The 252-nt window shown below is 73.0% G+C and carries 1 protein-coding gene; it reads left to right on the forward strand.

The genetic code is table 11. The annotated features are described in order from the left end of the window. On the forward strand, positions 1-252 hold a 252-nt coding region (locus AC1RPK_RS07790), incomplete at both ends, for a hypothetical protein (protein ID WP_481769362.1).

Raw genomic sequence — 252 nt, forward strand, 5'->3', positions numbered from 1 at the left:
CCATCCGGCCCGCCAGGCCGCGCTCGCGTTCGTCGATGCGTACGAGGCGAAGTACGGCGCCGGCACTGTCACGCAGTTCGCGGGCGATGCGGCGGGCGTGTACCCGCGCCTCGCCGACGCGGTCGGCCGCGCGCTGAAAGCCGCGCAGCCCGGCACGCCGGCGTTTCGCGCGGCGCTGCGCCGCGAGCTGGAACGCGCGCATGAGCTGGTCGTACCGAACGGCGTCGTCAACACGAGCGACAAGGATCATGT

The organism is Dellaglioa sp. CoH-55-MRSF-6 (assembly GCF_056782215.1).